At 56.2% G+C, this 25,116-nt stretch carries 16 protein-coding genes and 1 tRNA gene; 5 read left to right on the top strand and 12 right to left on the bottom strand.

What is annotated here, in order from left to right; translation table 11 throughout:
* The first annotated feature begins 16 nt into the window (after positions 1 to 16).
* Positions 17 to 1,063: an LLM class flavin-dependent oxidoreductase gene (locus ACZ5AL_RS00825; protein WP_464513306.1), complete on the top strand. Its 1,047-nt coding sequence runs from the start codon at positions 17 to 19 to the stop codon at positions 1,061 to 1,063.
* 96 nt (positions 1,064 to 1,159) lie between these two features.
* Here the strand turns inward: ACZ5AL_RS00825 and ACZ5AL_RS00820 are convergent, their stop codons facing one another.
* The 7 genes from ACZ5AL_RS00820 to ACZ5AL_RS00790 all read right to left on the bottom strand — a co-directional run bounded on the left by ACZ5AL_RS00820 (position 1,160) and on the right by ACZ5AL_RS00790 (position 6,865).
* Positions 1,160 to 1,654, bottom strand: a complete 495-nt coding sequence (locus ACZ5AL_RS00820) for a hypothetical protein (protein ID WP_464511528.1) — start codon at positions 1,652 to 1,654, stop codon at positions 1,160 to 1,162.
* 118 nt (positions 1,655 to 1,772) lie between these two features.
* Positions 1,773 to 2,489, bottom strand: coding sequence for a CBS domain-containing protein (locus tag ACZ5AL_RS00815; RefSeq protein ID WP_464511527.1), 717 nt, complete (start codon positions 2,487 to 2,489; stop codon positions 1,773 to 1,775).
* Positions 2,490 to 2,827: 338 nt separating this feature from the next.
* Positions 2,828 to 4,180 (bottom strand): GTPase HflX, encoded by a 1,353-nt coding sequence (hflX, locus tag ACZ5AL_RS00810; RefSeq protein ID WP_464511525.1) that lies wholly within the window; start codon positions 4,178 to 4,180, stop codon positions 2,828 to 2,830.
* 202 nt (positions 4,181 to 4,382) lie between these two features.
* Positions 4,383 to 4,455: transfer RNA gene (locus tag ACZ5AL_RS00805), tRNA-Ala, on the bottom strand.
* Between the two features lie 94 nt (positions 4,456 to 4,549).
* Positions 4,550 to 5,512 (bottom strand): ribose-phosphate diphosphokinase, encoded by a 963-nt coding sequence (locus ACZ5AL_RS00800; RefSeq protein WP_464511524.1) that lies wholly within the window; start codon positions 5,510 to 5,512, stop codon positions 4,550 to 4,552.
* Positions 5,513 to 5,731: 219 nt separating this feature from the next.
* The gene (locus ACZ5AL_RS00795; protein ID WP_464511523.1) at positions 5,732 to 6,067 is read right to left on the bottom strand and encodes a hypothetical protein; all 336 of its coding nucleotides are present in this window, start codon (positions 6,065 to 6,067) and stop codon (positions 5,732 to 5,734) included.
* Between the two features lie 96 nt (positions 6,068 to 6,163).
* Positions 6,164 to 6,865, bottom strand: a complete 702-nt coding sequence (locus tag ACZ5AL_RS00790; protein ID WP_464511521.1) for a metallophosphoesterase family protein — start codon at positions 6,863 to 6,865, stop codon at positions 6,164 to 6,166.
* A 228-nt stretch (positions 6,866 to 7,093) separates the two neighbouring features.
* Between ACZ5AL_RS00790 and ACZ5AL_RS00785 the strand changes: the two genes are divergently transcribed.
* Positions 7,094 to 8,326, top strand: a complete 1,233-nt coding sequence (locus ACZ5AL_RS00785) for a D-alanine--D-alanine ligase family protein (RefSeq protein WP_464511520.1) — start codon at positions 7,094 to 7,096, stop codon at positions 8,324 to 8,326.
* 5 nt (positions 8,327 to 8,331) lie between these two features.
* Here the strand turns inward: ACZ5AL_RS00785 and ACZ5AL_RS00780 are convergent, their stop codons facing one another.
* The 5 genes from ACZ5AL_RS00780 to ACZ5AL_RS00760 all read right to left on the bottom strand — a co-directional run bounded on the left by ACZ5AL_RS00780 (position 8,332) and on the right by ACZ5AL_RS00760 (position 20,805).
* The gene (locus tag ACZ5AL_RS00780) at positions 8,332 to 8,829 is read right to left on the bottom strand and encodes a hypothetical protein (protein ID WP_464511519.1); all 498 of its coding nucleotides are present in this window, start codon (positions 8,827 to 8,829) and stop codon (positions 8,332 to 8,334) included.
* A 258-nt stretch (positions 8,830 to 9,087) separates the two neighbouring features.
* Positions 9,088 to 9,657, bottom strand: a complete 570-nt coding sequence (gene xrtX / locus ACZ5AL_RS00775) for an exosortase X (protein ID WP_464511517.1) — start codon at positions 9,655 to 9,657, stop codon at positions 9,088 to 9,090.
* Between the two features lie 180 nt (positions 9,658 to 9,837).
* A complete protein-coding gene (locus tag ACZ5AL_RS00770; protein ID WP_464511516.1) occupies positions 9,838 to 10,278 on the bottom strand; it encodes a hypothetical protein in 441 nt (146 codons plus the stop codon).
* A gap of 140 nt (positions 10,279 to 10,418) precedes the next feature.
* Positions 10,419 to 18,830, bottom strand: coding sequence for a choice-of-anchor D domain-containing protein (locus ACZ5AL_RS00765; protein WP_464511515.1), 8,412 nt, complete (start codon positions 18,828 to 18,830; stop codon positions 10,419 to 10,421).
* Positions 18,831 to 19,608: 778 nt separating this feature from the next.
* Positions 19,609 to 20,805 carry an MFS transporter gene (locus ACZ5AL_RS00760; protein ID WP_464511513.1) on the bottom strand — a complete coding sequence of 399 codons (1,197 nt, stop codon included), beginning with the start codon at positions 20,803 to 20,805 and terminating at the stop codon, positions 19,609 to 19,611.
* 850 nt (positions 20,806 to 21,655) lie between these two features.
* On the opposite strand from ACZ5AL_RS00760, the gene hmgA reads away from it, so the two are divergent.
* From hmgA to mvaD, 3 genes are read left to right on the top strand one after another with little or no spacing between them, the layout of a single operon-like run.
* On the top strand, positions 21,656 to 22,984 hold the full coding sequence (gene hmgA, locus ACZ5AL_RS00755) for a hydroxymethylglutaryl-CoA reductase (NADPH) (protein ID WP_464511512.1): 1,329 nt from the start codon (positions 21,656 to 21,658) through the stop codon (positions 22,982 to 22,984).
* Positions 22,985 to 23,031: 47 nt separating this feature from the next.
* Complete coding sequence (locus ACZ5AL_RS00750) at positions 23,032 to 24,120, top strand: mevalonate kinase family protein (RefSeq protein WP_464511511.1); 1,089 nt, start codon at positions 23,032 to 23,034, stop codon at positions 24,118 to 24,120.
* Entirely contained in the window at positions 24,113 to 25,105 is a 993-nt protein-coding gene (gene mvaD / locus ACZ5AL_RS00745; RefSeq protein WP_464511509.1) for a diphosphomevalonate decarboxylase, read from the top strand. Before ACZ5AL_RS00750 ends, mvaD begins: the two co-directional genes overlap by 8 nt.
* The last annotated feature ends 11 nt before the right edge of the window (positions 25,106 to 25,116 follow it).

The raw sequence follows: 25,116 nt of genomic DNA, 5'->3' as shown, positions 1-25,116 counted from the left end.
TCCCTCTGTACCCATGATCGATCTTGGCATCTGGCTTCCCATTTTTGGCGGATGGCTCCGCAACGTTGAAGACGAGGGCATGCCGCCCACGTTTGAATACAACAAGCGGGTGGCCCAGGCCGCTGACCGGGCGGGCTTCTCCACCATCCTAATTGCTGAACTGAACCTGAACGACATCAAAGGCATTGAGGCGCCCAGCCTGGAATGCTGGACAACCACCGCTGGACTGGCGCCGGTTACCGAGGATATTCGCCTCATGGCGGCGCTGCGTCCGGGCTTTCGCACACCGGCGGTAGCTGCCAAGATGGCCGCCAACATCGACCACATGTCAGATGGGCGCTTCGAAATCAACCTGGTCTCGGGCTGGTGGGAGGAAGAGATGAAGATGTATGCGGGCGAGTGGATCGACCATGACTCGCGCTACGAACGCTCTCGCGAGTTTGTAGACATCATGCGCGGCGTCTGGACCGAAGATCGCTTCTCGTACGATGGCGACTTTTACACAATCGAAAACACCGTACTCGCTCCGAAGCCGGTGCAAGACGACGGTATCCCGCTGTACGCCGGCGGGGGCTCTGAAGCGGGGCGTACGTTCATCGCCGAACAGTGCGACCACTACCTGATGCATGGCGGCTCGGTCGATAAGATCGCTGGCAACATCGCAGACCTGCGTGAGCGCCGCGCTCAGGCGGGTCACGACCCTGACGATATGCAGTTCGGTATGGCCGCGTACATGATCTGCCGCGACACAGAAGCGGAAGCACAAGAAGAGTTGGAGCGCATCACCACAGTCAATTACGAAGCGGAGGGCTTCGATAGCTACGACGACTTCGTGGAGAACTCAGAGCTGGACTCCGAGGTCGACCTGAAAGATTACTCCGTCTCCAACCGGGGGCTACGTCCGAATTTGGTAGGCACGCCCGACCAGATTGTGGAGCGTCTGAACGCCTACGCCGACGTCGGTCTTGACCTGATACTGGTACAATGCAGCCCGATGCTCGAGGAGGTCGAGCGCATCGGACGTGATGTGATCCCTCATCTGAAAGGAGTACGCACTGCGTAAACCGAAACACGAGTGTCTGTTGTAATGCATTACGCGCTAGACCGGGGCTCCCCCTTTGGGGCGTCCCGGTTTGCTATTTGACGCCCGTCTGGCTTATCACAAACTCACTTCTTGCTCTACCCATGTGATAAGACTAAGAGCGTGCTGCGCCACAACGTATAGCTCGTCTATGAACACAGAGGTGGGTGCCTCGGCCAGGGCTAAAGCGATATCGGAGAGCCCACGAGCCTCTTCAACAAGGGCTTCAGACACGCGCGGATACAGACTAAGCAGCGCCTGATGAATATCGTGGGCCCATTGCCCGAGTCGATAGACGTTCATGCGCTCATCGAAGTGACGTACCACCGTGGCCAATTCGTCATTGGCTGCCGCTTGGGGCACTGTACTGCGCATCAAGTAAAGCGCCGCATCGCAAAACGGATCGCGTACGCGTTGCAATCGGGCAATGGCTACCTCCACAGGCTCTTGCGCCGTAGGATCATTCCCAGCGCGACGTTCTTGCACACCCTGGTGCACATCTGATGCCGTGGAAAGCGCAGCTAGCAACGTCATGGATTCAAATACAGCAGCTGCAGCGGGGGTGTCCGACATAGCCGAAAAGGGCAGACTTCAGAGAAGAGCAAAAGGACGGCATGAGCCCGCACTGAGCCCCCAGAGAGCGACTCCAGAGGCGCGAACTCATGCCGATGGAAGGGATGGGGGGAAGGCGTTACACTTCAAGGTAGTGCATAAACGCCTCAATACGGTCAAGAAGCTCATCATCTTCATCGCCAAAGGAAGCTACGACCTCGTAACCGTGATGTTCAAGCACATGACGCAGGCGCGTGGTATCGATCACATTTAGCTTCAGGGTTACACGTACTTTGCCGGTGCTAGACTGCTCAGGCGATTCGGAGGCTACCGCTAACACCTTGGCCTCATTTTGCTCAACCAGGTGCACCAGTTTTGCGAGCGCGTAGTCACGCGGGCTCACCTCAAGTGCCAGAATAGCCCCTGATGCATGCGTTGAAAGCATTTGAGCAAAACGGTCAAAAATGTCATACCGGCGTATTAATCCCAGATACTGATGCTCGGTATCCGTTACAGGAACGGTGCTTAACCCATGGCGCACCATAGTACGAGCCGCTTCAAAAATATGATCATTGGGATGCACCCCCACTGGATGAGGAGTAACCAAGTCGCCCACCGTATGATCAGGATTGTCTGCCTGCAGCAACACCTCTTCGGACATCATGCCAAGGAGCGTGTTGTCTTCATCCACAACGGGAAGATGACGAACGTGATGCTCCATAAGCGCGCCCAGGGCATCTCCCACCGTATCGGTAGGATTAAGAGCCGGTGTGTCAGTGTGTATCGCTTCTTGCACTTTCATGGCGCTCTGTCCGGGCAACCCGGCAATAATTGAGGGAGCGTATGCATAATACATATAAAGCAATCTACGTGCCGTTGTGCCCATACCCTTCGTATATTTCAGGCTCGGCACAACTTGCGGGTGGAAATGTAGCCGCGGTACAAGCTGTCAATGTCACACGTCCATCTTGGTGGTGCCGATATGCCCAAACATGGTACGAAGACACACAAGCATGTCATTGTGAGCGGAGCGACGCAATCTCATGCTATCAGACCGGATACAGCCGCCCAATCAACGACATGAGGTCGCACCCCAAGAGTACTCGTTCGCTGCGCTCACAGCGCCGCGTCAGTCGCAGAGCTCCCTCCTCGCGATGACAACTTCGGACTACAACATTCAGGTGTGACACACCACTACGTGACCACTTCGGCGGTCTCATTGCTTTGCAAGCGTCCATAATCCAGTGCATCAATCATCGACGCAATGCGACGGTCTTGGTGCGGAGGGGCCTGATAGTGTATTTGTGCCACTGCTTGAGGACCGTTGGCTCCATCCCCTTGTCCAGCGTGGTCGGTGTACACGTACTCCTCGTTGATTACTGTGGCCAGACGGTGAATCTGTGCGATGAGCTCGGGCTCGGTAACAGGCACCACTGCAGTGCGTTCTACGTAATCCTTTCGGATCAGCGCCAGCAGATCGTCGCGCAACTGGGCCAACCCCATGCCACGCAGGGCTGACACAAACACCGCATCAGGATAGTCTCGACGCAACGCCCGAAGCAAGTGGGTGTCTTCTAGCGCATCCACTTTGTTGAACACGAGCAGAGTAGGCAACTCGTTGGCCTCAAGCTCTTCCAGCGTTTCATCAACCACGCGCATGTGGTCCTCGAAGCGCGGGTGGGTAACGTCGATAACGTGGAGCAACAGGTCGGATGTGCGCACTTCATCGAGTGTGCTCTTGAAGCTCTCAATGAGACGGTGGGGCAGTTTACGGATAAAACCGACCGTGTCCGACAACAAAATCTCTTCGTCTTCCCTCAGCGTGATGGTGCGTGTGGTCGCATCAAGCGTAGCAAAGAGTTGGTCTTCGGCCAACACATCTTCATTCGCTAACGCGTTCATCAGCGTTGACTTGCCTGCGTTGGTGTATCCGACCAACGAGACAAGTGTTTGCGAGGTGCGCGCCTTGCGTTGGGTGGTTCGCTGACGATCAATCTGCTCCAGCTTCTCACGAAGCGTTGCCATGCGCTTATCAATCAGGCGACGGTCGGTCTCGATTTGCTTTTCGCCGGGCCCTTTCGTTCCGATGCCTCCTTTTTGACGGGAAAGGTGCGTCCATCGACGGGTGAGCCGCGTGCGCAGATAGTCGAGCTGCGCCAGTTCGACTTGTGTTTTAGCTGCCGCCGTTTTGGCACGCCCCGCAAAGATGTCAAGGATCAGCCCGGAACGATCGAGGAGCTTCGCATCCATCTGCCGCTCGATGTTGCGGACCTGCACAGGCGCTAAGTCATCGTCAAAGATGACCAGATCAATGCCTTGATCTGCAACCATGCGCTTAATTTCTTTGACTTTGCCCGACCCGATAAAAGTAGCCGGGTCAATGCGAGTGCGCGACTGCGTCACCCGCTCTTTGACGTGGGCGCCGGCGGTACGCGCCAGCTGTTCCAGTTCGTTCAAGTTATCGCGCACGGCCCAGCGCGACGTATCGGGGGTAATAACCCCCACAATGAGAGCCGATTCGGTCGTGTCCGGAGAGGTTGCAATCAAAGAGGCAACAGCGGTTGATGAGAAATCTAGTGAGGGGGCTTTTCCGTGTAGGCAAGCCCTCCACTCTACCTAATGTTTACCAACAGCCGATTGCGGTGTTGCATGGTTAGGATTCAGATGATTGTTCAGATCAGATAGGTGGTTTACATCCCGCCACAACAAAACCCCGCCTCAGCGGGAGCTGAAGCAGGGTTAGGGGCCGTGGAGCTAAGCGGATTCGAACCGCTGACCTCTGCAGTGCGATTGCAGCGCTCTACCAACTGAGCTATAGCCCCATGATTCGCTATGTGTGGGTCAAAACGAGAGGCGGGGCACTCGGTTCCAGTTGCATTTGTGCTCTTGCATGATCTTTCGTTAAACCAAGCGCCTCTACCGACGCATCCACACCCGGTCGATACGTTGCGCACAGAGGGGCGCCACATCCACGTAATGTGTGCACTCGGCAATTGGGGTTCCTGTTATTCGATCAGCGGATAAGGTATTGGCTACGAGCAGCCCATCGAGTCCGGCCTCGATTAGACGTGTAGGAGCCTCGTTCAAAAATAGACCATGTGTAACGGCTGCCCACACCGTTTTTGCTCCCCGTTTTCGACATGCTCGTATAGCTTGTGCCATGGTGCCTCCTGTGCTAATCATGTCGTCGACAACCACGACGGTGCGTCCCTCAACGGTGCCCGTGAAGGCTTCTTCGGTTACTTGGTCAGGATGTACGCGCTGCTTGTGAACAAGAGCCAGTTCGGTAGCAGCCGACCGATGCGGGGCCAGCGCATCGGCCCAGGCTCGGGCACGCCGCCAAGCGCCCGCATCGGGGGCGCATACGGCCAAGGGTTCGTCATCGGGAAGGTGTCCCCGCAAGGCATCAGCCATTTGTGCGGTGGCATCTACCGACCACGACGGGCCAGCAAACGCGTTGTGAAGGGCTGCCGGCGTGTGCACATCCACTGTAAGCAAGGCATCTAGCCCAGCCTGTTGGAGGTGTTGCATCACAATGTTCAGGCCCATGAGCGATGTAGGCGTACTCCGTTTGTCGCTGCGGGCATACGCCAGATAGGGAATAACTCCAATGCATGTGTTTACGCCTGCCGTTTTAAGCTGATGGATGCCAAAAACAAGCTGCATCAGGCGGTCGTGCACCGACTGGTCTGGCGTTGTGGCTGTGGATGCGACCAGTATCATGGACGCGTGCAGATGTTCAGGCGGCCATTGCAGTTCGAGTTCACCATCTGGAAACTGCGTAACGGTTGCTGAAACGCACGGAATGTGATGGTGCTGGGCAAAGCGCTCGGCAAAGGATGTATCAGGGGGAAGCGTGGCACACCCAAAAGCAGTCATGAAATTATAAGCCAAGCCGTAATAATCAACGCACGAAGTCTATGTACTTGCTAACGTACGGGATGGGCGTTGCAAACGAAAGTTCAATCGCCCATTGTACCCATTTCTTCGCGCTTTGCTTGCTATCACCTCTGTGTCCGGTGCCTTGGCATCGGTCCCGATTTCCTGCACGGGTACGCAAGGGTCGAACGCATTCGATACCCCTTCTAAGGCAGCCGCTTATACCGTACGTTCTTCAGCACAATCAGGACAGTCGAGCCATTCCTCAGCAGGAATTGTGGACAGTGCTTTGGGGCTAGCGCCACGCTCAAAAACGGGACGCAGCAAAAAGTCGCCCTCGTGATAATGCGTACCGCATGTATAGCACGATGCTTCGTGATCAAGCTGTATCGGCGTATATCCCGATATGACCCATCCGTCGTGGCCGGTATGCGTGGCCAAGCTTTCCAGCGCTGCCCGCACCGTGCGCGACTTGTTGCCGCCGTAGTACGTTTCGGCCAGTTCGTTTAGGAGTGTAACGGCTTCTTCGTCAAGGGTAAAGTTGAGTCGCTTCATAAGCTGCAAGGTATACACACAAAAAGGACTGTGGTGTGTACTGACACGCATCCGAAAAGATCAGGTTGGAGTATGACACATGCTCTGTCCTTGTTTTCACTGTCCCTGTCGCAACCGTTGACCAAGACGGCTGGGTAAGTCAGCGGCCTCGATACGCGCAACGGCTCCATCCACATTATAGCTGAACCGGACGCATCGATGAAGCCGCGACGTCGTATCGAACAGAACCAAACTGCCTTTGGGAGAATGATCGCGGGGCTGTCCTATGCTTCCTACATTGATGAGGTATCGATGTCCCTCACGCACTTCAAACACGCCAAGCGAATCGGCAATCACGGCAGGAATATGCGTGTGGCCGGTGAAGCAAAACGGGGTATTGAAGTGGTCGAACTGTGCTTGGATCGCCCGATAGTCTGAAAGATGCTTCCATTCCTGCGGGACATCCGGCGTAGCGTGTACAAAGGTACACGTATCTGTTGTCTCGACAAGCGGCAGATCGCGTAGGTACGCTAGGTCTTCTTCCGCAAGCACCTCGCGATGGTACTGTGCTGCCTTTTGAGCCGACCTTGGTAGCACGTTCATTCCTTGCCCTGTACCCACGACATAATCATGGTTGCCCTGTACAACGACAGAACAGTGCGTACGCACCAGGTCCAAACACGCTTGGGGATCTGCGTTGTATCCTACAATATCTCCTAAACAGTAGACGGCATCAACCTGCGCCTTGTCCACGACACGCAACGCCGCCTCTAATGCTTGCAGGTTAGCGTGGATATCCGACAGAATGGCTAAACGCACAGTAACCTGGAGTTCAGTGGATACAACATCAGTGAATGCAACACAACCGCATGTATTGCACGCCCTTGGGGACTAGTGCATAGATGCGCAATAGTTCAGTTTGACACGCAATCAATGAGCGGCACCGCCGATAGTTCTTGCACTCCGTCCTAAAAACCCCGTTGTTGATGGATGATCCGGACCGGTGCCGGTGGTGTCGTTGGTTGTCTCATTTGTAGGTATGTGTCTGTGTCTTCTTCGCAAACAACGGTGGGGATCGTCCTGGGAGGCGTGGCTCCTGAACACGAAGTGTCTATCATCTCGGCGCTTCAGGCGGCGGCTGCGCTCGACCGAAGTCGCTACCGTCCTGTTCCACTCTACATTGCCAAAGACGGCACCTGGTATACAGGCCCCGACCTTCTTGCGGTGGATACGTATCGCGACATAGACGCATTGCGGGCAAACGCCTATCCTGTTTCAATGCATCCGGGCCGGTATGGCACGGCGAAGGTTGTGACGCAGCCGCCATCTTCAGCATGGAAGCGCCTGTGGCACACCCCAATCCAGCACACCATTGATGTGATGCTGTTGGGGCTCCATGGCGGTCCGGGCGAAGATGGAAGCGTGCAGGGGCTTTGCGAAACGCTTGGCGTTCCTTACACCGGCAGCGGTGTCGCAGGGTCGGCCATCGGCATTGACAAGGTGCTCTCGAAACAACTATGCCAGCATGCGGACATTCCGGTCGTGGACTTTGTGGCGCTGCGTGAATCCGACTGGGCTCACCACGAAGAGCATCAACTTGATGTGTGTATCGATACGTTGGGCTTGCCTGTGGTGGTGAAGCCCGCACGCTGCGGCTCGTCGATCGGAATTACACGAGCCGACACTCGGACCGAACTTGATGCCGCCATTGAGGATGCTTTTCGTTACGATGACAAGGTAATCGTGGAAGAGGCCGTGATCAACCTCCGCGAGATTAACTGCTCGGTACTTGGCTCTCCAACAGAAGCTATGCCCAGCGTTCTTGAAGAGCCGCTTCCTTCAACGGAAGAAGCCGTCCTCTCTTTCCAAGACAAATACATGCGCGAAGACGGTGCCTCCGGAAGCAAAACAGCCTCGCCAGAAGGGATGGCATCATTAGATCGCATCATTCCTGCTGATTTGGATGCAGACACCACTACGTCTATTCAGAACTTGGGCCTACGCGTCTTCCAACTCTTTGAGTGTGCAGGAGTGGCTCGTATCGACTTTATGATGGATACGGATACCGGAGCAGTCTATTTCAATGAAATCAACACCATACCAGGCTCGTTTTCATTTTATCTATGGGAGCCCAGCGGCGTGCCGTTCGACGAACTGATGCACCGCATGATAGAGGCGGCCCAGGAACGCTTCGAATTGCAGGCGGGTCGCATCCAAACCTATGATGTGAACCTGTTGGCCGAGCGCAGCCTCTCGGGCCTCAAGGGCAGTAAGGGATAGTACCCTTACGATGCACGTGCTACGCGGCGCCGATGCGCTGCCCACCAGATGATAGGAAGCCCCATACTGTAGATATCCACGCCGTAGGTTTGTAGAAATCCGGCGATGGGCTCAGCGCCGGGCGTATGCATGAGTGCTGCGGCCCAGGCAAGCATGATGAACACAAAAAGCAGGCAATGTCCCGCCCAGAAGATAAGCCAGTATGGCCGGTCTGGAAACACAGCGACCAAAAACAGGGCCGGTAGCAAAAACGTGACACCTGCTGGGGCCGGCATAGATCGGTCAGCTCCGGATGGCAACTCCAGCCGCACGGGACCCGCCGTAGGGCGCACCTGCTCCTCATGGTCGGCGCTCCACTGCAAGACGGGTACAGCGGCTTCGTTCAGGATAATAGCACGAGCCGGACGCCACGCGGTCCAGTACCCCACAAATAGCAATCCCATCAAAAGCAGACGTACTGCAATAGCCTGCAGAGAGCGTGTGACCGTATCGAGTGTCATCATAGATGCTTACTGCTCTGTCACACCTGAAAGTCATGTTCCAAAATTATCATCGCGGGGAGGGAGCTTGCGACCCACGCGGCGCTGTGAGCGCAGCGAACGAGTAACTCCTGGGGTGCGATCTCATGCCGTTGATTGGGCGGCTGTATCCAGTCTGGAAGCAATGAGATTGCTTCGCTCCGCTCGCAATGACAAGGGTGTGGGTTTTCTCGGTACGTTTGGGATCCAAGCATTACCCGCAGATTGAGGAGTGACACACTACTACGACAGCGCGGGTGCTGTTGAAGACGAAGGCTCTTCTGCATCAGGGTCAGACTCGGAAGACGACGACAACTGATCTTCGTTGAGATGCACCCACGCCATCCAAAGACCAAACACAACAACGTAAAAGAAGGTGGTCATGCCAAACGAGTGCATCGGATCGAAGGCAGCCGGCCAGTACAGCTGCAGCCCCAGCATAACCAGCACGCGAAAGATATTTGCCAGATAAACAACGAGGATGCCTAACGGAATAAACCACAGGCGTCGCTTCCATGAGCCGGGAAACGCAGCTACAAATCCGATGAACAGCCCAATGGTTGTGAGTCCGTTGCAGCCGTTGATGATTTTCACCCCGGGCACCCCCGCCATGAGTACCGAGCGGTAGTCGGCAACCGCTTCAAATCCGAGTGCGCCCATTAGAAATGCGCTGACGTTGGCCACGTTTACAGACAGCCATTCATCGAGGCGTCCGTCGGGCAATAGATACAGGTCGTACACGACATACCAGATGCCGTAGATGGCTAACCCCTTGAGCAAAAACTGAAATACGGATTGATATCGAGCCCACATGACGCTGCAGAGGGGTAATCGGTAGGTGATTGATAGTCATTGAATTGATGATGTCACCCTTCCGTTCCTTACGCGCCTTTTGCCTCTGTAGCAGTGGGAACGGTACAATCATGCAAAAAGGAGCTCTCGCGGTAACGAGAGCTCCCTTTTCGCAACGTGATAAGTAATTGACTAACGGATTTACTCCGTCAAAGACGGACGTCCCGGTTCAGCAAAGGGAGTTACCGAAACTTGCTCGGAAGCCTGTCCCTCTGTGTCGCCGGTGAATCCCGTGATCCGGTAGTAATACGTGGTCCCGTTTTGCACTTCTGCATCAGTGAATGAATCACTGCCTGTTTCGTCAAGGAGCAGATCCTCATCTACATCATCGAACGGAGCAGTGTCCCGATACACAGCGAAGGAGGTAGCCCGAAAGTTAGACGCCGGGTCTTGTCCTTCCCAGGTTAAGCTGACTTCAGCATCACCCGACTCAGCGGTGACAGCACTGGGAACGGGGGGATCCGCATCGGTGCCAATTCGAGGCTCGCCGGTCACTGGACCGTCGTCGCAGGCTGCGAAGACGAAGCACAGTGTCAGAGCCAAGACGGCAGTGGTTAGCGATCGTGGTAGTAATAAACGCATAGAGAAAAAAGTCTTATGGGTTTGCAGTGTCGGAGGTAGACGATACATTTCGATCAGTTGAAGATCGCATGCCGCTATTAGATATTCGCGAGGCCCACCAGGAGAGAGGAAAGCCTCTCCCCTAGTGACTCACGAGCGGGTTATCGAACTACTGTGATCTTCTGCGTGAGCGTTTGCCCACCCACAGTCAGACGTCCGAAGTAAACACCGCTGGCCAACCCACTGGCGTCAAATTGCACCTCGTGGGTTCCAGCTTGCTGCTGTCCTTCGGTCAGCGTAGTAACCCGACGGCCAAGCACGTCATACACTTCGAACCGTACCTCTTCGGCTTCGGTCAGCGTGTATTCAACAGTTGCCTGTCCGCGTACCGGGTTCGGATACGCTGTGAGCGTGAGTTCTGTGGGCAGCACCTCGTCCACTTGCTGCTCAACGTACGCACTCGTACCGATGGCCACCTGTAGGGTGACGGGCTCATCACCAGGGGTGATTTCAACCGGTCCTTCGGTGCGCAGGTCGTATGTGGTGCCAGCATCGGCATGGAGCAGGGCAGCCTCATGGTTGCCCAGGGCGTCCAACCCATCGACATGCAACTCGACCGGCGTGTCGCCACGCGCGCTCAGCTCCAGGTCGAAGGTTTCACCCTCTCCACGCAGTATCCGCTGCTCGTTCATAACGAGGCGGTTTTGTGCGGCATCCACATCGCTATCGGGTTGGATACGGAGACTGACCATCTCAAAGTCCGTAGGCGGAGCAATGAGTGCATCAGCAGTAACCGATCCATCCGTCACGCCAAGCTGCACCGTCGAAGCGATGTCGCGCTCTTGTAGCTGAGCGCTCAGGCGCAGCATTGGCGGCACATCGGCTTCATCGGTTGTTGCGGCGGCCATCGCGGCCTCCTCTTCATCCGAATCGCCGGGCTGCAGTACCATTTCGCTCATGCCACCATCGTTGAGGAAGTAATACGCTTCCCCATCGCGGGCCGTGGCAAATGTACTGTCGGCACTGAACGCGCCATTGAACGACCAGAGCGGATTGTTAATGGCCCCGTCGTTGAGCGCATCCATGTCCTCGATATCGAGGTCAATGCCCATCGGGTTGGAAACAATGTTCCAGCCGTCGTGCAGCGGGATAGCAACACGGCCATCCTCTTCCTGCAGCTCAATGGCCGTATGCTCAGCTTCGTAGGTGAAGCTTTCTTGGCTGGTGAGCCAGAAGCCACGTCCCGGTACGAAGGTGAACGCATCTGGAGCATCGCTGAAGCGAATCAACCCTTCATCGTCGTCTCCATCGTCCCAGAAAGCTTGCCAGTTCAGACCGGCTTCGCCACTGATCAGATCCGTAAGCGGCGTCTCGATGACACCGGGGAGTCCAACCAGACGGTAGCTGCCAACTTCGCCATCGGCATCGCCGAAGTCTTGGTCGACATTTACCGCAAGCTGCCCAACCGTAGCGAGGAAACCAGCCTGGGCCGTTCCATCGATATTGGATGCCGTGACGAGCACTTCAGCGCTGCCTCCGGCTATTGCTTCTACGGTGAGTTGACTTCCATCAAGCTCAGCGTTTACGATGGTTTCACCACGCACTTCCAACTCGTAGTCGAGTCCGTCGCCAATCGGATCGCTGAACACGCCGGCAAGATCCGCCTCAAAGGGGGCTCCGCCAAGTGTTAACGCTTGATCAGCAATGGGATTCTCTACGGTGGGTCCATCCGGTCCGACAACGGAGAGGATGGCGGTCAGCAGCGGTGATGTCCGGCTCGGATCGTTCGTTGAGATTGCGAGCTCATCTTCGTAGACATCGCGCAGGAGCCCTTCCGAGTCAAAGGTAACGCTTACCTCCTGGCTTTCGCCGGAGTCAAGCGACCCAGAAATCGGATCGACTGCGGTGATGAAGTCTACCGGAGGGGCAACGTCAACGGCCAGATTGTTCTCCACATAGTCGGTGTTGAAAGCAATCTGGATACCATCGCTTCCGTCCAGGTTCTGAATGCCAATACTTGCTGCATCCGTTATGCCATCCATATCCAGATACTGGTAGCGAATAGCTCCATTTTCTGTCAGGATGATCTGGAAGGTGTAGGCGTCATCGGTAATCCCAAATGTCCACGGGGGCACTTCATCATACTGTACAATGAAGCGATCATTCTCGCTATCAGCGTACGCATAGATTTCGCCTCCCGCGCTGGGATCTAGATCAAACCAGAACGGCGCAATGCTTGGAGTCCCATCACCCGGAATTTCGCCAGTGATAAACCCAGGCACTTCTCCGGTGAAGGTAAGTGCTCCATTGTCGCCAACACTGATCTCAGAGAAGGTATCCCCGTAGAAGGGGAAGTCGAACGGCAGGTCTACCGTTTCGATCTGTTCATCTCCAATCGGAAGAGCCTCTCCATCCTCGGAGATATCCACCCAACTGAATGTCGGGCCGCCTTCTTCGTTGCTGTCGATCCAGGTGTAACCGAACTCATCGGGGCCGCCCGCGCCAAGAAGCACAGGGTGACCTTCACCGGCAAGCGGATCCACGTCTCCTTTGTCGAAGTCGCGGGTTCCGCTGACGATGCTCGATGTGTTGTTCAGCTGTACGCCGGGCTGATTGAGTGCTGCTTCTGCCGCAAAGGCTGGGAAACTATACTCAAGCGTGCTACCGGCTGCTCCATCGTTCGTGACGGTCAGCGGCACATCGACTTCTTGGTCGGTTTCCTGGGTGCTTTGCAGCACTTCAGGGCTGAGTGCCGTGACAGGCGCTTCAATGCCTTCTCCTTCAACAGGAAGCGTTGCCGTTTCCTGATCAGGGTCGTTGCTTTCGATGGTAAGTTCACCTGAGCGGGTTCCCGCTGCAGTTGGAGCAAACTGCACGCTAACCTCGCGTGCTTCGTCTTCAGCACCAACGGCGAACGGGGTCTCCACATCAACGATGAAGTCGCCTGAACTGGAGGTTATTTCTTCAACCACCAGCGGATTGCCTTCTTCGTTGCCAACCTCAAAGGTGAGCGTGCTTGTGTTGCCCACAATCAGCGCATCAAACTCGAGGCTTTCGGGATTGAGCGTAAGCGAGGGCGGCCCCGCATCTACGAGCAACTCCGTGGGCACATCGAGCGGACTGTTCACCGGGTCGTTGCTTAGCACGCGGATGCTACCGGCATATTGCCCAGCAGGCACCTCGGTACCGTCGAACGTGACGGTGAGCTCTTGGCTTTCGCCCGGAGCCACGGTACCAGCGTCCGGTGAGAACGCAATCGCTTCATCTGGGATTGGAGGCAGGACTTCTGTCTCGCCTGCCTCGCCATCGGCTCGCAAGAGCCAGTTTCCAGGGAAGCCCAGCGCATCGATATTGTCCGGGCCGAGGTCATTGTCGGTGAGATCCTCTGTATTGATATCACCGGAAGCCACAACCCATGAGGCGCCCTGCGACGGGCTGCTCTCATCGATCGGAGCCGGGAACTGCCCGTCTGCGTAGTCGCGGTACACCACGGCTACGAAGAACGTGCCTTCCACTTCGGTGGGCTCAATCTCAACGGTTTGGAACTCATCGGTGTGTGGGTTCTCGCTTGTGGTTTCGACGCTCTGCAGCAATACGGCATCGCTTGGATTGCCGTCATTGGTTGGATCGTCGTACAGCAAGAACTCCACCGTAGCGCCTTCAGGCAACTCGTCAGCTTCACTACTTCCATAAGCCGAGGCAATCTCCGTAATAATCGGAGCACCTTCTACGACCTGGAATGCATTAAGCCAGAGGATATCGCCTCCACCAGCACCCAGTGCATTTTGACTGGATCCATCGTCAAGTTGATAGACAAAATCGCTGGCCTGGAACGGCATCGGCGTGGCTTCTCCAACAGGAGCAGCTGACGCAAAACGGTCAGTTCCTGCGGATGCAGCCATGCTCTCGCCACGGTACGGAGCAGCAACCGCTGCAGGTGAGGCCAAAGAGGGATCCGAAATCAGTTCGAGCTCGAAATCCAGATCGGCTTCTCCCGTATTTTCGACGGTCAATGTCTCATCGCGCGTTTCGCCGATGGGTACAGTCACGTCAAACGATTCGGGATCTACACCCGCTGTGGGTGCTGGCAATCCTTCACCGACGACAGCAATTTCGATGCTGGGACGGTTTTCGGCGTTGCTTTCTACCGTGAGCGTTCCAACACGCAGCCCGGTTGTTGTTGGCGTAAAGTCAACCGCAATGGTTGCCGTTTCACCAAAGCCGAGCGAGTCCGTGCTCGTTGCCAACGGCGTAAAGTCGTCGGAGTCAGAGACCACGTCGTCTACAGCGAGCGGGTCGCCGCCTTCGTTCGTTACCTCGAACGAGAGGGTAGCGGTTGCTCCCACCAATTGCGGCTCGTACTCAAGGACTTGAGGCGATACAGCAATTTGTGCGGGGCCGGCATCGACGAACACGTCGTACGGTACGTTGAGCGGACTATTCGCAAAGTCATTGCTCAACAGACGAATGCTTCCTTCGTAGGTGCCCGGTTCGGCGGTTGTAGCATCGAGGGTGACGGTTAGATCCGTCGCCTCATCGGGCGCTACAGTACCTGAGGTAGGCGATACAGCGACCACACCCGACGTTCCGTCGGCGCGCAAGAGCCAGTTGCCGGGGAAGCCCAGTTCGTCGATGTTATCTGGGCCCAATTCATTGTCGCCGAGATCACTCTCGTTGACGCCTTGCGCATCGGCTACCACCCACGAGGCGCCCTGCGACGGGCTGCTCTCATCGATCGGAGCCGGGAACTGCTGATCCACGTAGTCGCGATAGACCACGCCAATGAAGAACGTGCCTTCCACGTCCGTTGGGGCAATGTCTACCACCTGAAACTCATCGGTGTGCGGGTTCTCGCTTGTGGTTTCGACCCGCTCAAGCAGTACGGCATCGCTTGGATCGCCGTTGTTGGTTGGGTCGTCGTAGAGCAAGAACTCGACCGGTTCGCCTTCAGGCAGACCAGATGCTTCACTGCTTCCAAACGCCGAGGCAATCGACGTAATGGTCGTGGCGCCTTCGATCGCTTCAAACGCATTCAGCCAGAGAATGTCGCCTCCACCTGCGCCGAGTGCGTTTTCGCTGGATCCATCATCGAGCTGATACACAAAGTCACTGGCCTGAAACGGCATCGGCGTGGCCGATTCGCCTGCAGGACGTTGACTTGAGAAGGCGTCTGCCGACGTGCTTGTGCCGGTGCGGCCTTCAAACGGAGCAGCGACCATTTCGGGGTCTACATCTTCCCCGTTAGTGATGACAATCGCTTCGAAGTCGAGATCACTTCCACCGGTGTTATCTACGGTGAGCGTCCGTTCCTCGGTCGCTCCTACGTCAACAGTGGCTTCGATGCTCTCGGGATCTACGCCAATGACCGGAGCCGGCAATCCTTCGCCGGTCACCTCAACCGTTACGGTTTCATTGTCTTCGGCGTTGCTCTCAACCGTAATCGTACCGCTAATGTCCCCAACCGATGTGGGGGAGAACGTCACGGGGACCTCGCGCGCTGGATCAGCAAACCCAACGGTAAAGGGCGTCTCGATATCGACGGTGAAGTCGTCGCTGTCGGAGGTGATGCTGGTTACTTCCAGATCATCGCCGCCTACGTTATCGACAAACAGACTTTCGGTGGCCTCATCGTTTTCGATCAACGCACCAAAGTCAATCTCGTCTGGGTTCACCGCAATGGCGGCCGGGCCGGCGTCAACGGTGATGTCGAACGGAATCAGGGTCGATTCAGCATTCGGATCATTCGTCGTCAGTGCCAGCTCATTTTCGTAGGTATCCGGTGCAACGCCTTCAGCGTCGAGCGTAATGGATACGTCGTCGCTATCGCCTCCAGCGAGTGAGCCCGAGGCCGGGTTCACATCCGCGATGAAGTCCGGGACGGCTTCGATGTCAATCGCAAGCTCGTCTTCGACATACGGCGTGTTGAAGGCGACTTGCAGGCCGTCAAGCCCGGCAGGTGCTTCAATACCAATTGTAGAGGCACTCATTGTCCCTTCCATCTCAAGGTACTGTAGGCGGATAAGCCCATTGGTGTAGAGCTGGGCCTGGAACGTGAGCTCTGATCCATCATCAAACGACTTCTCTACATCCGTCCATTGGATGATAAAGCGGCTGTTGGCCTGGTCGTGGTAGGTATGCACCGTTCCTTGAGTACGCATATCCAGGTCATCCCAGAACGCGGCGATGAAGTTGCTCGGGGCATCCGTGCTTGGAATTTCGTTGTTTGAAAATCCACCACCGTCAAACCCATCGAAGTTGATCCAGCCATTGACCGAGACTTGTGCTTCGGTGTACTCGTCCTCGTAGAACGGAAACGAGAAGGGAATATCAATCGAGGCATTGCCGTCCCAGGTACCGCTTACGCCTGTAACTTCGTCGCCTTCTTCAGAAGCATCGACCCAACCAAAGGCCGGACCACCTGCTTCGTTGCTGTCAATCCAGCTATAACCGAAGTCGTCAGGACCACCTGCGCCTAACAAGACGGGGTGACCGTCACCTGCATGCGGATCTTCTCCTTTCTGGAAGTCGCGCATGAGTCCAAGTGGAGCGGTGTTATTTGCCTCTACACCCGGCTGACGCAGCAGATTTTGGGCAGCAAAGCCCGGGAAGCTGTATTCAAGTCCGCTATCGGCGGGGCCGGTGTTCGATACGGTCATCGAAACGTCGCGGACCTCATTGGTCTCGATGGTTTCAGTGAACGAATCGGGCGTCAGCGCCAGTTCAGGGGCTGTGCCGGTTACGGTACTCGGCGAGTTGGACAGGTCGGATCCGTTCCCCAACACGTCAAACGCCTTGATAGAGAAGTGCACTTCCGTGTCAAACGGAAGGCCTTGCGCGGTGAACGACTCTGTGGTCCCCGCTTCTTGAGGCGGTGGAAGATTTTCAATGGGCGTAGCCGCCGCAAAGTCATCTTCCGTGTCGATCGGTCCATCGGTGCTGTAGCGAAGGTCGTAGCTAGTCGCCGTGCCTTCACTTTCAGCTTCGCCGGTAGCGGTCCATTCAAGCTGCACCGCTGCACCAGAGGCCATCGTAGGCGACACCACTGTCAGATCCGTGATGGGATCGGGCGGGGTGTCATCGGCGGTGAGCGCGGCATAGGCGTTCACACGCGGGCCAATGGTTTCGGGAGCGTTGTTGGGATCGCCTGTTGCGATGAGGCGCGCACGCAACTGATCCGACGTAAAGCCGGGCTGATTTGATGCGATAAGCGCAGCAACACCTGCTACGTGGGGCGATGCCATCGAGGTACCTACCCAGATGTCGCCTCCATATTCGCCTTGTGAGGTATGAATCGTACTCCACACCGGATGATCAAAGGCTTCGCCGGTCGGCGCTGATATTTCAACCCAGTCGCCAAAGTTAGACCCGGAATATTTGCTGTCGTTGTGATCGGTGCCTGCAACAGCCATCGCTGTTTCGTAGAAAGCCGGATACCAATCGGCATCGGAGTTGCTGTTACCGGCTGCGGCAACGACTAACCCTCCATCCATCGGAGCATCAGGTCCACCGGCTTCTTCGGTAAAGTAGTCAATCGCATCAAGCACCGGCTGCTCAAAAGTGCCTGGCGAGGTGTACCCCCAACTGTGGTTGGAAATAACCGCACCGTTGTCCGCGCCATAGACGAGCGCTTCGGCAAATCCGCCGTTGACTGACCCAAATGTGAGTCCGGTCATAATGCGGACGCCGCTACCTGGGGTACCATCGCCACCTGCTACGCTGGCTACGCCTTCGTCATTGTTATTTGCTGCAGCAACGGTTCCAGAGACATGCAGACCGTGGGAATTGTCTATAACGCCAGGGTTGACAATTTCTGGACTAGACACATCGTCGGCAAAGTTGTAGCCGTAGATGTCGTCTACGTACCCATTGCCGCAGGTGTCTTGCCCGTCGTCTTCTTCACAGGGGTTGATCCACAGGTTATTCTGAATATCGGGATGATCGATCTCAATCCCCGAGTCGACCACCTGCACGATAACATCCTGGCTTCCCGTTTCAACGGTATGAGCCATGGGGAGGCTAATATCAGCACCGGGGGTACCACCCGTCTGGCCAGTGTTGTGGAAGTGCCACTGCTGATCAAAGAGCGGGTCGTTAGGAATCTCTCCGTCGTCTTGCGCCGTCAGCTGATCGATCAGGTCGAGGGTGCGCTCGGTGGTTTCTACCGGGGTAGCCACAAGCTCTTTCTCCAGCGCATGCTCGGCCATCTCAATGTTGGCATCGGCATGAAAGGCGCTCACCGCATCACGACTGAGCCCGACTTCGGGCGTATCTAAATAGACACGGTACCACCGATCGAGCCCCCACTCGGCATGACGCTCGGCGTAGCGCGGATTCGTGGGAAAGATGCGCTCCATGCGCTCTACGCCGTACTGCGCACTGAGTTGGTCAACCGAAGCAATGCCCAATTGGGCCACGCCATTGTCTTGCGTAAGCTGTACGCTCGACTTGGCTTGCTCGGTAACCTTGATGTGCAGCACACCTTCCGTAATGGCCTCATCGGGCGCGTCATGGTTAAGTTCTTGCCCCCACGCTGGGGACGTAACAAATGGCGCTGCGACAAGCAAAAACGCCATCAGTAACGGAACCAGCCGCGTGCACATGGGCGCACGGGCTGTCCGTATTGGTATAGGTATGTCCTCAAGAAAGGACCGCGAATGGTTACGATGTTCCATAGCAGTTATTCAGTTATGTGAAAGACAATTCAGCATAGACTTCAGAATAGTACCCTAGATGGCTAGCTGCTCGCTACTTTAAAGCAATGGCCAACAACACACCATCAATCAAACCAGAGACTTTCTGATTGATCCAGTAGGTCTTACGCTCTGATTTTTAGCAAGCTGGTAAAAGATAGGGGGAAGCTTACACTTTAAACTGATTAGTCTAATGCGTAGAGCAAAATGGCGTCTTTTACTGAACCAGCTTACACAATGTGATTGTGTGGGTATGTAATCGTAACCCTCCCTTCACAGAGTAGCAACTGAAATACAACATTAATGATGAAAATACAGTTAATGGGGCACTGCTGAATCTATTCGTAACCCAGCTACTGCCCTGTCAAGACGCGTTGTGCTATACATGTATCTGCCGTTGAACGTGCAGAAGCGTGTTTATGCCCCTACACAGTCATCCCAGACGGAGCGTAGCGACGATCTGGGATCCATCCCCTAATAGCCCATATAGATGGGTGCGTGCCGGACGTAAAGGCAGCCTTCAACCGGCGGAATGGATCCCGGATCAGCGGCGCCAGGGGCGCCTTGTCCGGGATGACAGGACGATGGGGAGCGCTGCGCCTTCTGAACCCATAGCACAATCCGTTGTCACAGGTCAATGATTACCCAGCTGCTTCATATTTTAGCGTTGAGGAGATGTCGCTTCTTTCTGTGCTCGAAATATGGTCATAACAGACAGCACGATCCCCATGGCGCCCATAAGGCCAGCCAGCATCCAAAAAGCCGCTGCCCAGCCTGCCCCATCTGCAACAATGCCTGTCACCGCACTTCCGCTTGCGCCCAGCACCATATAGCTAGTTCGGATCAATCCAAATCCGGCGCCTCGTTCTTTTGCGCTGAGGTGGTCCATAAACTTAGGAAGGAGCGCAGCGCCCCAACTCATAGCAATCCCAATAGCCACTGTGGCTGCTATAAGCACGCTCAGTGAACTTCCCCAGACAAACGCGCTGTAACCAGCCACTCCAACCGTTGAGGCTAAGAGAGCTGCCGCTTCGCGTCCCACACGGTCGGAAAGCATGCCAATGCCGGGTTGTGCAAGTCCTTGAACTACAAAGTATGCGGAGAACAACCCGCCAGCAAGCGGCTCAGAATATCCATGATATGCGACCAGAAAGGTAGGCAGAAATGACGCCGTGGCTTGCCATACAAACGCACCGATTAATGCCAACACAGCGGTTATCGCAATGGGGGGGCGTGCAAGCAGCTCTACGATAGGGGCGAGCCGGATACGTGATCGAATTGCGGTATCGGGACGTACTGGCGGCGTTGGACGCACTACATACCCTACCAATAAGGCTGTGGGAAGTGAAACGATGGCGCCCAGTGCAACGGCATAGCGCCACCCAAGCCAGGCCCCAACAAACCCAGCAGCCACGGGAATAAGCACTCCGGCTAATGGTGCACCGGCCGAGTGAATGCCAATCGCCGATCCGGTCTGGGGAATCGTTCGTGTGAGCAGCGAGGTAGCTGCACTGTAGTGCAATCCGGCCATGCCACCAAGTAGAACGGCACACACTAAAAACGCACCGTACCAGGGCGCAACAGCAAGTAGCGCACTCGCCCCCGCCGTTCCAGCTACCGCGATAAGAATGATGGTTCGCTCGCCAAATCGATCGCCTAGCAGCCCGCTCGGAAATTGCGTGAGGGCATACGCGAGCCACATGCCTGTAAGTGCTATTCCAATAGCCGCATTCGAAACGTCAAACGCATCGCTGATGGCAGGCACGACCGGACTAATTGCAAGCCGGGCTACCATCGTTGCAAAAAAGGCAAGCGTACAGGCGGCAAGTACTGCCCCTCTATAGGACCACAGGTTCACAAGCTAAGGCTGGGAATAGGAGAATAGCGAAATCGCCTTCGGTACGGCTTATTCCAGATGCTGTTTACCTTGCACCGATGAAGAGCGCAACGATGGCGGCATATTGTCGTATATTCGCATTCGTCTTGATTGTGCACTGTTACGTTCTGCCTGGTGAGTGCGTACAGTTTGGCAAAAGTCAGTTACCAATCAATGCAGCGTTTGCACCTCAGCCGTGCTCATGCTATTGTAAGAAGTAGTAATTACATGTATTGACGCCCTTGTTTGGCGCGTCACGAACACTATGCGGGTGAACCTTTACCCGCTGCATGGCAGCGTATACTTGTGTCCCAGGAGGCTTTAGTTGTACGCTCCTGTACCGATGTGCTATTGGTTTCGTCGCAACGAGCCCAGTTTTACATCTATCACACGCTCGATGTGATAGGTTAATACCCCACCCTGGCTTCTTCCCTAATTCCTGGCTTGTAAGCGTACTACGTTCGACAACGGGTTCGTGCATTGTATTTTTAGTGATGATCACTGACTAAATGACTTGTATCTATACATTCCCATTTCGGTGCATCCCATTCCAGGCTTGTACGTTTTGGTTACGCCAATCCAGGCATTGATTGACCCGTGTTTCTGCTTTCAACATGAGCATTCCCTCCTTTATCATAATGCATGCCATGCCCAGTGCCGTATCACTGCCGACCCGTTAAGCGCTCAATGTTAAGCGCTCAATGGAGCACCGACTCATCCGAGAGCAAGCCGGTTCTGTGCAAACGCTCCATTGATTCTTGATCTTCAGCAAACATCTACTATGAACATACGTGGTAACGAAAGTCCTTCGAAACCAAATGAATGCAGGGCAATGAGTAGCGGTAGTCCAACCACGACCAACGGCACAGTATCTTCCCAGGCCGTTCCCTTTTCGCTTACAAACGAACGGCGTGAGCAGCTTGTAGAAGCCCTTGCCACCGGCGACCTCTCGCTTCACAAGCTTCCGTCTGACCTCTCCGCGCGCGAAGCGGCCTCCGTACGTCGAGAAGCCCTTGAACGGGCTTCGGGCGCAACCACCCATGGATTGCACCACTATTCGTTTGATGCCGAAACGGTATCAAGCAGCAATTGCGAAAACCTGATCGGTGTGGCCCAAGTGCCCATGGGGGCTGTCGGTCCGGTACCTGTTCGGGGCGACTACATAAACGACGACCGCTACGTGCCTCTGGCCACTACCGAAGGCGCACTCATTGCCAGCACAAACCGCGGCTGCGCAACCCTTCGCGCTGCCGGTGGCGCCATTGTCCACGTTGAAGACATTGGGATGACGCGCGCCCCTGTGTTTCGGACGAGCGGAATCCGCGAGACCAAGCAGTTTACGACATGGATCGAAGAAAACGAAGATGAGATCCGTACGCAGGTGGAATCCACCAGCCGCTACCTCGAACTAAAAGACATTCGCCCGTTTGCTCTTGGCTCCACGGTTTTCCTCCGCTTTCGATTTGGCACAGGCGATGCAATGGGCATGAACATGGCTACCCTGGCATGCAACCGTGTTATCCAAGATCTCATTGTGCCTGAAACCGGCATCGAGTTTGTCTCGCTTTCGGGCAACTACTGTGTCGACAAAAAGCCTTCGGCAGTCAACATTCAAGAAGGACGCGGCAAACGCATTTTTGCCGAGGTCGAGCTGGACGCTGATGTCTTAAAACGTTACCTGAAAACAACCGCCGAGGATCTGGTGGAGGTGCAATATCGCAAAAACATGATTGGCTCCACCGCCGCCGGCTCCATGGGCATGAACGCCCACTACGCGAACATGGTAGCCGCCTTCTTTGTGGCCACCGGACAAGACATTGCCCAGGTGGTTGAAGGCGCGCTGGGCACCACCTGCATTGAGCCCCGTGGCGATGACGGGGTGTACGTCTCTATTTTCATGCCGGATGTGCCTCTTGGCGCTGTAGGAGGCGGCACAACGCTACAAACCCAGTCCGATGCCCTCTCACTCATGGGCATTTCGCTTGACCCCGATGAACCTGGCGCTGCTGCTATGCAAGTCGCTGAAATGCTCGGTGCGACCGTGCTTGCCGGTGAACTCTCACTCATGGGCGCCTTGAGCTCTCACCATCTGGCACGTGCCCATAACGAATTGGGGCGCCCCACCCCATCTTCGCCCAACGGACATTCCAACGCCAACTAGTCCGTGCGCTCCTCTTCGTACCTCCTGTCTCACCCCACCTCCTTTTCATGAGCGCAACTACCGTACGCGCACCTGCTAAACTTATTCTGATGGGCGAGCATGCCGTCGTCTACCAGCGCCCTGCGCTTGTCGCTGCGCTTGGCCTCTGGCTGCATGCCACCATAAACTCACGCTCTACAGCAGGCGTTGGCATTCATTTGGCTGAATGGGAGCATCATGAAGAGACGAGTTGGACGGCCATCCAAACCTACGCCGATACGGTGCGCCGCCGATGGCATACCTACAACGAAACCCCCACGGCAGAAGCTTTTGCTCGCATGCGTGGAAGCGATCCCGCACACCTTGTGAAAGTGGCCCTGGGTGAAGCCGCTCGTCACGCCCCCTCTCTTGCCCAAACCCCGATCGACCTTACCGTCGAATCTAGCCAGCCTGTAGGCGCCGGATTTGGCAGTTCTGCGGCGGTTGGCGTGGCCGTGGCAAAGGCCTGCCTAACCCACCACAACGCCGATCTTTCCGACGACACGCTCTTCAACATAGCGCTCGACATCGAGCGCCGACAGCACGGCACGCCCTCGGGCGTAGACCCTGCCACCATTCTACGCGGTGGCCTCGTGTGGGCTGAATCGGATGGCGATGCCCTCCAATGGCATTCCGTGCATGCACGCGCTCCGGTCCTTGACAATGTTCGCATCTACCACACCGGATCGCCCAACGAATCTACGGGCACTGTGGTTGATGCGGTGCGCGCCCGCCGTGCCGATGACCCCGCCGCCTTCACCGATGTGCTCGACCGCATCGAAACCACCACGCGGCGCCTGCGCGACACGCTCGCCACCCCCGACGTCTCGTCGGACACGCTCCTTACGCTGCTGCGCGAGGGCGAAGCCTGCCTCGAAGCGCTGGGCGTGGTTCCCCCTCCAGTACGGCAATGCATCCGTACCATCGAGCGCAAAGGAGGCGCGGCCAAAATATCAGGCGCGGGAGCACTCACTGGAAGCGGAGCCGGGTCGCTCATCGTCTATCATCCGGATCCCGACACGCCCATGTGGCACCACCTGCGTCACCTATCCGAATTCAACGTGCCCCTGTGTGTAGAGGGGGCCCATCCCATCGAAACCCCGTACGTGCATGGCTAAAGCAACTGTCGAAGCCCCCTCGAATATCGCCTTTGTGAAGTACTGGGGCGTCCGTGACATCGATCGCGCCATCCCCCGTGCGCCGTCGCTCTCCATGACGCTGCAGCACTGCACCACCCGCACCACCGTCGCCTTTAATGAGGGCACGGAGGGCAACGATGAGGTATTCGTTACGACCGATGACGATACACTCACCCCTGCAGATGCTGAATTTCGAGCGCCGATCGTTGCGCACCTCAACCGCATCCGCACGTTTGCCGAGCGCACCGGTACGTTCACCGTAGCCACGCGCAATGTCTTTCCCGCAGAAGCCGGACTCGGTTCATCGGCCTCTGGATTCGCTGCGCTCACACTGGCTACCCTACAAGCCCTCAATATGGATATGGATGCCGAGGCGCAATCCGTTTGGGCACGGCGCAGTGGATCAGGATCGGCGGCCCGCTCTGTGTTGGGTGGATACGTAACCTGGCCAGAAGGCGACGACTATGCGGCTACCTCCATCGCGCCGCATACTCACTGGGACCTGCGCGATGTTATCGCCGTGGTCGACACCGACCCAAAGCCAGTCTCCTCGCGCCTTGGTCATGAGCGAGCCCCCTCCAGTCCGTTTTACGAACAGCGCATGGCGCATATCGACGAACGGATGGAGAACGCCCGTGCCGGCATCAACGCACGTGACATGGAGCAACTGGGTACCGTCATCGAAACCGACGGCGTGGAACTGCACCTCATTACTATGTCCTCGAAACCGCCCATCTTCTACTGGTCGCCCGGCACGCTTACCGTGCTGGAAGCCGTGCGCAATCTGCGCACCGATGGCCTCTCGGCCTACGCCACTATGGACGCCGGTGCGAACGTGCACGTCATCTGCCCCGCTTCGGATGAACCCCAAGTGGCCGACCGGCTCGACCAACTGAAGGCCGTCCACTACACCATTCGCGATGGCGTGGGCGCGGGCCCAACCTCCGCTGATCCGCTCTTTTAGGCCGATCTGCT

The organism is Natronotalea proteinilytica (assembly GCF_055379935.1).
This window is presented reverse-complemented; position numbering and strand designations above follow the sequence as displayed.